Origin of the sequence: Arenimonas sp. GDDSR-1 (assembly GCF_025980345.1) — a bacterium.
Taxonomy (GTDB): Bacteria; Pseudomonadota; Gammaproteobacteria; order Xanthomonadales; family Xanthomonadaceae; genus Arenimonas.
This window is the reverse complement of record NZ_JAPDUI010000013.1, coordinates 25,543-32,727: the sequence shown is the minus strand read 5'-3', so window position 1 is coordinate 32,727 and position 7,185 is coordinate 25,543. Positions and strand designations below refer to the sequence as shown.

General features: G+C 63.8%; 8 protein-coding genes. 3 read left to right on the top strand and 5 right to left on the bottom strand.

Features of this window, described 5'->3' with window-relative positions:
* Window positions 1-37 precede the first annotated feature (37 nt).
* Both Q0W88_RS03820 and Q0W88_RS03815 read left to right on the top strand, forming a co-directional pair.
* Window positions 38-514: a GNAT family N-acetyltransferase gene (locus Q0W88_RS03820; protein ID WP_297800203.1), complete on the top strand. Its 477-nt coding sequence runs from the start codon at window positions 38-40 to the stop codon at window positions 512-514.
* On the top strand, window positions 511-1,503 hold the full coding sequence (locus tag Q0W88_RS03815; protein WP_297800201.1) for a 2-hydroxyacid dehydrogenase: 993 nt from the start codon (window positions 511-513) through the stop codon (window positions 1,501-1,503). Before Q0W88_RS03820 ends, Q0W88_RS03815 begins: the two co-directional genes overlap by 4 nt.
* On the opposite strand, the gene Q0W88_RS03810 is transcribed toward Q0W88_RS03815, so the two are convergent.
* On the bottom strand, window positions 1,500-2,372 hold the full coding sequence (locus Q0W88_RS03810) for a hypothetical protein (protein WP_297800198.1): 873 nt from the start codon (window positions 2,370-2,372) through the stop codon (window positions 1,500-1,502). The two genes, Q0W88_RS03815 and Q0W88_RS03810, sit on opposite strands and share 4 nt — an antisense overlap.
* Before the next feature lie 98 nt (window positions 2,373-2,470).
* On the opposite strand from Q0W88_RS03810, the gene Q0W88_RS03805 reads away from it, so the two are divergent.
* Complete coding sequence (locus tag Q0W88_RS03805) at window positions 2,471-3,751, top strand: acetyl-CoA C-acetyltransferase (RefSeq protein ID WP_297800196.1); 1,281 nt, start codon at window positions 2,471-2,473, stop codon at window positions 3,749-3,751.
* Window positions 3,752-3,796: 45 nt separating this feature from the next.
* Here Q0W88_RS03805 and Q0W88_RS03800 read toward each other — a convergent pair whose 3' ends face one another.
* Genes Q0W88_RS03800 through Q0W88_RS03785 form a run of 4 tightly spaced genes read right to left on the bottom strand, consistent with a single transcriptional unit; the run spans window position 3,797 to window position 7,152 of the window.
* Complete coding sequence (locus tag Q0W88_RS03800; protein ID WP_297800194.1) at window positions 3,797-4,171, bottom strand: hypothetical protein; 375 nt, start codon at window positions 4,169-4,171, stop codon at window positions 3,797-3,799.
* Window positions 4,156-5,397 carry a heme biosynthesis HemY N-terminal domain-containing protein gene (locus Q0W88_RS03795; protein ID WP_297800192.1) on the bottom strand — a complete coding sequence of 414 codons (1,242 nt, stop codon included), beginning with the start codon at window positions 5,395-5,397 and terminating at the stop codon, window positions 4,156-4,158. Before Q0W88_RS03795 ends, Q0W88_RS03800 begins: the two co-directional genes overlap by 16 nt.
* The gene (locus tag Q0W88_RS03790; RefSeq protein ID WP_297800190.1) at window positions 5,394-6,389 is read right to left on the bottom strand and encodes a uroporphyrinogen-III C-methyltransferase; all 996 of its coding nucleotides are present in this window, start codon (window positions 6,387-6,389) and stop codon (window positions 5,394-5,396) included. The genes Q0W88_RS03795 and Q0W88_RS03790 overlap by 4 nt, the downstream gene beginning before the upstream one ends.
* A gap of 4 nt (window positions 6,390-6,393) precedes the next feature.
* Window positions 6,394-7,152 (bottom strand): uroporphyrinogen-III synthase, encoded by a 759-nt coding sequence (locus Q0W88_RS03785; protein ID WP_297800188.1) that lies wholly within the window; start codon window positions 7,150-7,152, stop codon window positions 6,394-6,396.
* Window positions 7,153-7,185: the final 33 nt, after the last annotated feature.

Sequence of the window (7,185 nt, the reverse complement as noted above, 5' to 3'; positions counted from 1 at the left end):
GCAAACTCGGCGCCAAACACGGCCGTAAGGACGAGACATGAGCCTGCAGATCCGCCCGGCCCGCGCCGAAGACGCCGCCTTGCTCGCCCGCTGGGCGCAGGCCATGGCGCTGGAAACCGAAAACAAAATCCTGCCGGATGCCGAAGTCAGGCCCGGTATCGCCCGCGGTATTGCTGATCCCACGCTGGCCCGCTATTTCGTGGCGGAGCGTGATGGTGTGCCGGCCGGCACGCTGATGTTCACTTTTGAGTGGAGCGATTGGCGCAACGGCCTGTGGTGGTGGATTCAGAGCGTGTATGTGCCGCCCGAATTCCGCCGCCAAGGCATTTATCGCGCGCTGTATGCGCATGTGCGCGCGCTGGCGCAGGCCGATGCCGGCGTCTGCGGCATCCGCCTGTATGTCGAGAAAGACAACCGCAGCGCGCGCAGCACCTACCAGGCGCTCGGCATGCAGGACGCGCATTACCGCATTTACGAACAGGACACCCGTCCGCCTGGAGACCCCGACGCATGAAAATCGCCGTGTACAGCGCCCATGATTACGACCGCGACGGATTGAACGCCGCCAATGCCGATGCCGGCCACGAATTGCTGTTCATCAAAGCGCCGCTTTCCGCCGACACCGCCCGCCAGGCCGCCGGCTGCGGCGGCGCCTGCATTTTCGTCAACGACCACGCCGATGCCGAGGCCCTGCGCATTCTGGCCGAAGACGGCGTGCATCTGCTGGCGCTGCGCTGCGCCGGTTACAACAATGTCGATACCGCCGAAGCCAAACGTCTGGGCATTTCGGTCACGCGCGTCGGCGATTACTCCCCGCATTCGGTGGCCGAACATGCGGCGGCCTTGCTGCTGGCCCTGAACCGCAACATTCCGATCGCGCACGAACGCGTGCTGGCCAACGATTTCCGGCTCGATGGCTTGATGGGTTTCGATCTGTACGGGAAAACCGTCGGCATCATCGGTGCCGGCCGCATCGGCGCGGTATTCGCCGGCATCATGCGTGGTTTCGGCTGCACCGTCATCGCGTACGATGCTTATCCGGATCCCGGGTTCGAACGCGCCGGTGCGCGTTTCGTTTCGCTGGCCGAACTGGCCGCGCACTCCGATGCGATTTCCCTGCATTGCCCGTTGACTCCGGACACCAAGCATCTGCTCGATGCCGATTTCTTCGCGGCCTGCAAACCCGGCGCATTGCTGGTCAACACCAGCCGCGGGGCGGTGCTGGACACCGCCGCGGCCTTGGCGGCATTGCGCAGCGGCCGCCTCGGCGGCTTGGCCCTGGATGTCTACGAATTCGAAGCCGGATTGTTTTTCGAAGATCATTCGCAATCGGCGTTGGCCGATCCGTTGCTGGCTGAATTGCAGCAATTGCCGAACGTGCTGATTACCGGCCATCAGGGCTTTTTCACCCGTGAAGCGGTACACACCATCTGCCAGACCACCATCGACAGCTTTACGGCTTACGAGCGCGGCGAACCGCTGCCCAACCGCATTCCGGATTAACGCTGCAGGGTCTCGCGGGCGCCGGCGGCGTCGGCGCAGAAATCGAATTCCACGCTCAGGCCGTGCGCTTCCAGCAGCGCGGCAATCTGGCGCTGGCGCATCTGGAACATCTGGAACAGGGTTTCCAGTTGTTCGCCGTTTTTACCCTCCAGGCCGCTCTGCAGTTTCATCCAGGCATGGCAATCCAATAACGCGATGTGCGCAGTGCCATCCTTCACATACACCAAGGGCTCCGGCGGCGCATCCAGCCAGACGGCATGCTGCGGCGCGAACAGCGCGGTTTCGATCAAGGGCCAGACCGGCTCCAGTCCGCTATGGCCGTACTGCATGGCCATCATCGCCACGCCGTCGTGCAGGGTCATGTAGCGCGCGTGCTCGATGGCCGTGCCGAACAGTTCCTGGGCACACAGCGCGGTGGCCGCGCCGGCCATGCCGCGCTCCATCAGTTCGGCTTCCATGCCGTCCTGCACGGCCTGGATCTGCCCGGCCGGACCGGACAGCACGAAGGGCAGCCAGCGCAGCGGGCCCCCGGCATGCGCCGGATCGGGCTGCAGTCCTTCGGGCATGCGTCCGTCGGCGGCACCAAAACACAGCAGACGCGCATCCGCGGCTTTCGGGGCCAGATGGGTCAAACGCGCGATTTCGGCATGCACCGGCCAACCCGGCCGCAGCAGCTCGACCGGATCGAACGCGGCGCCGGCCAGACTGATATCAATGCCGGTGTGCGGGGCGATCCACGGCCGCAGATCCTCGGCCAGCAGGGCGCCGAGCTGTTCAGCCTGTGCGACCGGCAGCGGCGTGGCGGGAAGCTGTTGGCCGGGGCAGAGTTCCAGGGCCAACAGGCCGAAGCTGTAAACGGGCTCAATCATGCGCTACCATACTCGGGAGTTTGGAGAAATCCATGCACGGGGCAGGGCCGCTTATTATGCCCTGTCCGCCCCCTTTTCCGCTTTTCAGGAGCCGTTCCATGTCTTCCACGCGTCGTGTCGCCATTCTCGGCGGCGTCCGGATTCCGTTCTGCCGCAACAACACCGCCTACTACGATGTCGGCAATCTCGGCCTGTCCACCGTCGTGCTCGGCGGTCTGGTCGAAAAATTCCAGCTGCAGGGCCAGGCCCTGGGCGAGGTCGCCATGGGCGCCGTGCTCAAGCACTCCTCCGATTTCAATCTGGCGCGCGAAGCCACGCTGTCGTCCGGTCTGTCGCCGCACACGCCGGGCATCACCATTACCCGCGCCTGCGGCACCGGTCTGGATGCGCTGATCACCGTGGCCAACAAAATCGCCGTCGGCCAGATCGAGGTCGGCATCGGCGGCGGTTCCGACACCACCTCGGACGTGCCGATTGCGGTCAGCAAAAAACTGCGCCGCCGTCTGCTGGATCTCAACCGCGCGCGCACGCTCGGCGAGCGCCTCAAGGCCGCGCTCAAGGGCTTTTCCTTCGGCGAATTCAAACCCGACTTTCCCGGCGTGGCCGAACCGCGTACCGGCAAGAGCATGGGCGAAAGCTGCGAGGACATGGCCAAGACCTGGCAGATCCGCCGCGAAGACCAGGATCAGCTGGCGTATGAGTCGCACCAGAAAGCCGCCGCCGCCTATGCGCGCGGCTTCTTCAGCGATCTGGTGATGCCGTTCCGCGGTCTGGAGCGCGACAACATCCTGCGCCCGGACACCAGCCTGGAAAAACTGGCCACGCTCAAGCCGGCTTTCGACAAACGCTCCGGCAAAGGCACACTGACCGCCGGCAATTCCACCAATCTCAGCGACGGCGCTTCCGCCGCATTGCTGGCGTCCGAAGACTGGGCCAAAGCCAACGGCAAAGAGATTCTGGCCTATCTGGCCGATGCGCAGGTGGCCGCGATTGATTTCGTCGGCGGTGAGGGCCTGCTGATGGCGCCGGCCTGGGCCGTGGCGCAACTGCTGAAGCGCAACAATCTGAAACTGCAGGATTTCGATTTCTATGAAATCCACGAAGCTTTCGCCGCGCAGGTGCTGTGCACGCTGAAAGCCTGGGAGTCCGAGGAATTCTGCAAAACCAAACTCGGCATGGACGGCGCGCTGGGCTCCATCGACCGCAGCAAGCTCAACGTGGTCGGTTCTTCGCTCGCGCTCGGCCATCCGTTCGCGGCCACCGGTGCGCGCATTGTGGCCACTGCCGCGAAGCTGCTGAAGGAAAAAGGCCAGGGCCGCGTACTGATTTCGATCTGCACCGCCGGCGGCATGGGCGTGGCGGCGATTGTTGAACGTTAATTCTTAGATCTAAATAGAAATACAAAGGCGTCCAAATCGGACGCCTTATTTTTTTACTTTGAAAAAATCAATTAAGACTTGGCAGATTACCGGAAGTATTCCAATAGAAAAGAATACAGCAAACATCATGTAATCAGCCTCATACCATGATGTAAATAAGAGAAAAGGCAAAATGGCCATGCCGGCTATAACGCAGGCAAGAGGTATAGGCAGTTTAAATTTTCTGTAGTAGAGGCAGTGAGAAAGCCATAATCCAAGCCCTACGAATGAAAAAGCAACCCAGAAAGATAGGGCGATATGTGCTGTGGTTGTAGCGCCAAATGAATAAATAGCCGTACAAACAATTATGGCAACAACTGCCCACTCAATTGCATTTTTATGCGCTCTAATTTTTGTGAAGAAACTCACTGCGGCAGCCACGGAATCCCGTGTTCGTTGCGCTGCTCGGAAACCGCTTCGGCGGCAATGCGTTGCTGCAGCGTGACGCCGGTCATCGGCAACGGCGCTTCGCCGTTCAGCACGCGCCGGGCGTTGTTCTCGGCGATGTAAGCCTGTTCGAATTGGCCGAGACCGGCATGTGCCTGCCCGAGCTGGTTCCAGCTTTCGGCGCCGCCGCCTTGCGCGATCGCCCGCTGCCAGTAGCCGATGGCGGCATCGTTGTTGCCGGCCGCGCGGCTCCAGCTGCCGAGCGCGTGCAGCAGCACGGCATCATCCGGATGCGCAGCCAGCAGTACGCGAAGACGCTCGAACAGAGCGGCATCGTTCTGTGCCACGAGCGCAAGCGCTTTGGCAAGGCCGCTGTCGTAACGGGTTTCGGCCGATGCAATCAGTGCCGTGGCGGCCGAGTGTTGCATGCCAAGCGCGCCCGCACGTAGCGCGAACGCCTCGGCCATCGCTTCGCCGGGCTGGCCTTGACTGCCGAGCTCCTGCCAGCGCTGCCAGAGTGTGTCGGCCGAATCGGCGCCGGCCAGGTAGTGACGCTGATACAGCGCCTGCAACTGCGCCTGCTGTTTGCCGCTCATGCCGTGACCGCGGGCCTGCATCCAATTGCGGGCCAGATCGAATTGCTGCAGGCTGATCGCCGCTTCAATCGCGATGCCGCGTGCCACCGGCGACCACTCCGTGGCCGGCCGCGTCAGCATCACATCCAGGGCCTGCTGGGCCTTGCCCTGTTTCAACAGCAGACGCGCGTTATTGGACGCGGCCAAGGTCGGATTTGATTGGTTCAATTGTTCCAGCAGACCGGCCGCGGCAACGTAATCTTCCTGCGCCAATGCCGCCTGACGCGCACCGAGCAGCGCCAGATCGCGCACCTGTTTGTCTTCGGCGGCTTTCAGCAGCAGATTCTGGGCGCGGCCGTAGCGGCCTTCGTAAAACGCGGTCAGGCCGCTGTTCAAACGGCTGCGTGCCTGCTTGTGGGCATAGGCCTGCCACGCATTGTAGGGAAAGCGCAGCAGGGTCCACAGCAACCAGAGCGAAAACAGCAGCAGGATGCAGGCAAACAGAAAGAAAGCGACCGTGGTGGTGATGGTGGTGCCGTGCCAGCGGATGACCACTTCGCCGAAATCGGGCTGCAGCAGATCCCAGGCCAGCGCGCCGAGTGCCGCAAGCAACAGCCACCACAGGAAACTGCGGTACAGACTCATGGCGTGGCGCTCTGTTTCAGGCGCTGCAGTTCGCTGAGCGTGCTGCCGGCTTCCGGCAGGGCGATGCTGAGCGGCGCATTGGCGGACTGTTGCAGGCGTTGCCGGCGCTCCTGCAGTGCTTTGCCATCGGCATACAGACGCAGCAGCCACTGATCGATGCGGCGCGCGCTGTTCTTGAATTCGGCGCTCTGCCGCAACTGCAGCGCGGTCCGTGCATTGGCGATTTCCAAGGCCAGCGCGGTCTGCGCCGCCTGCCGTTCGGCCGGAGCAATCAGGGTCTGTTGGCCGGTCGGCTGGATGCGGATGAGTGCGTTGAGCAGCCGTTCAAAGCCGTAGGGCTCCGGCGCGGCTTCAGTGCCGTTGCCGTCGGCGGCCGGCAGTTGCGGCAACAGCGCTTCCAGGGCATCCAGCTCGCCGCGCGCGATGGCGCGCGGATCGGCGTCGATGGCGCGGTAGGCGGCCAGTTCGCGGGTCACCGTCTGCCGCAGGGTCAGCCATTGCGGATCTTTCAGGCCGTTGAGAGCGGTGGCGGCCAATTCGGTGGCTTGCAGGGTGCCGGCCAGATCGCCCGACAGCTGCCAGCGTTCGCGGGCGATGATCAACAGCAGTTCGGCTTCGTTCAAGCGCAGGCTGTCCATGGCGCTGCGGTCGCTGCGGCTCAGTTGCTGCACGCTGTCTTCGATCAGCGCCGCCCGCTCGCTGACGCCGAGCACTTCATCACGCAGCAGATTGGTGCGGTTGGCCGATTCGGCCAGACGCTGCTGCAGGGCGGCGCGTTCCTGTTCCAGACGGGCCACGTGCTGTTCGGTCACCAACAGGCGCTGATCCAGCGCCTGCGTGCTGAGGTCGGCGGTCGGCACCAGCGCTTCGCCGGAATCCACGCGCAGACGGATCCAGGCAAACACGGCAATGGCCACGATCAGCACGCACGCCAAAAGCACGACCCCGATGCGGGAATGCGATTTGGCGGCGGGAACCGGCGTTTCAGTCATGGCGTCATCCTTCACGTTCATGGGCGGCGATGGCTTCACAGAGCGTCGCCAGCATCGTGGCCGGCTGTGTACCGGCGGCGAGCCGCAGCTTCCGGAGGCCGAGCGTCTGCAGATAGTCTAGCAAGCGGGCGCTGCTGGCGATGCATAGCGTCCGGCTGATTTTATCGTGTTCGGCGTCGTCCAGCTGTCGCCAGAACTCGGCAAAGGCCGCCCGGCTGCTGACCAGCACGGCCGTGTCCGGCCCGAGTTCGTGCAGGCGCCGATGGACCCTGGTCGGCAAGGGCAAGGCCTGCCGGTGATAGACATGGGCCAGGTGCAGCTGCGCGCCGCGCGCCGGCAATTCGCGTTCCAACACGCCACGGCCGTCCGGTGCGGTGATCAGGCCGATCTGTTTTCCCCGGCATTCGGACAGCACCGGCAGGGCCAACAGACCGTCGGCATTCTGCGGTTCGGCGCTCTGCACCTGGGCGGCGCCGGCACGTCGCAAGGCTTTCGCCGTGGCGGTGCCGATGGCCAGCCAGTCGCCCTGCAAATCGGCCTGTGCCGCTGCGAAGGCCACGGCCGCCGGAGAGCTGGCAATGCGGATCGGACAATCCAGCACGGCCTGCAAGGCGGCGCCCGCATCCAGGGCAAGCAATTCGTAAGGTGATACCGCCAAAACCTGGGCGCCACGGGCGGCGGCCGCACGCCGTACCGGTCCGTGCCGGTGGCGCGGACGCAGCGAAATCAGGGTCCATCCGGACAGGGCGCAGGCACGGGACATGCGGAATCGTTGGCAGCGGCCATTTGTGGCAGA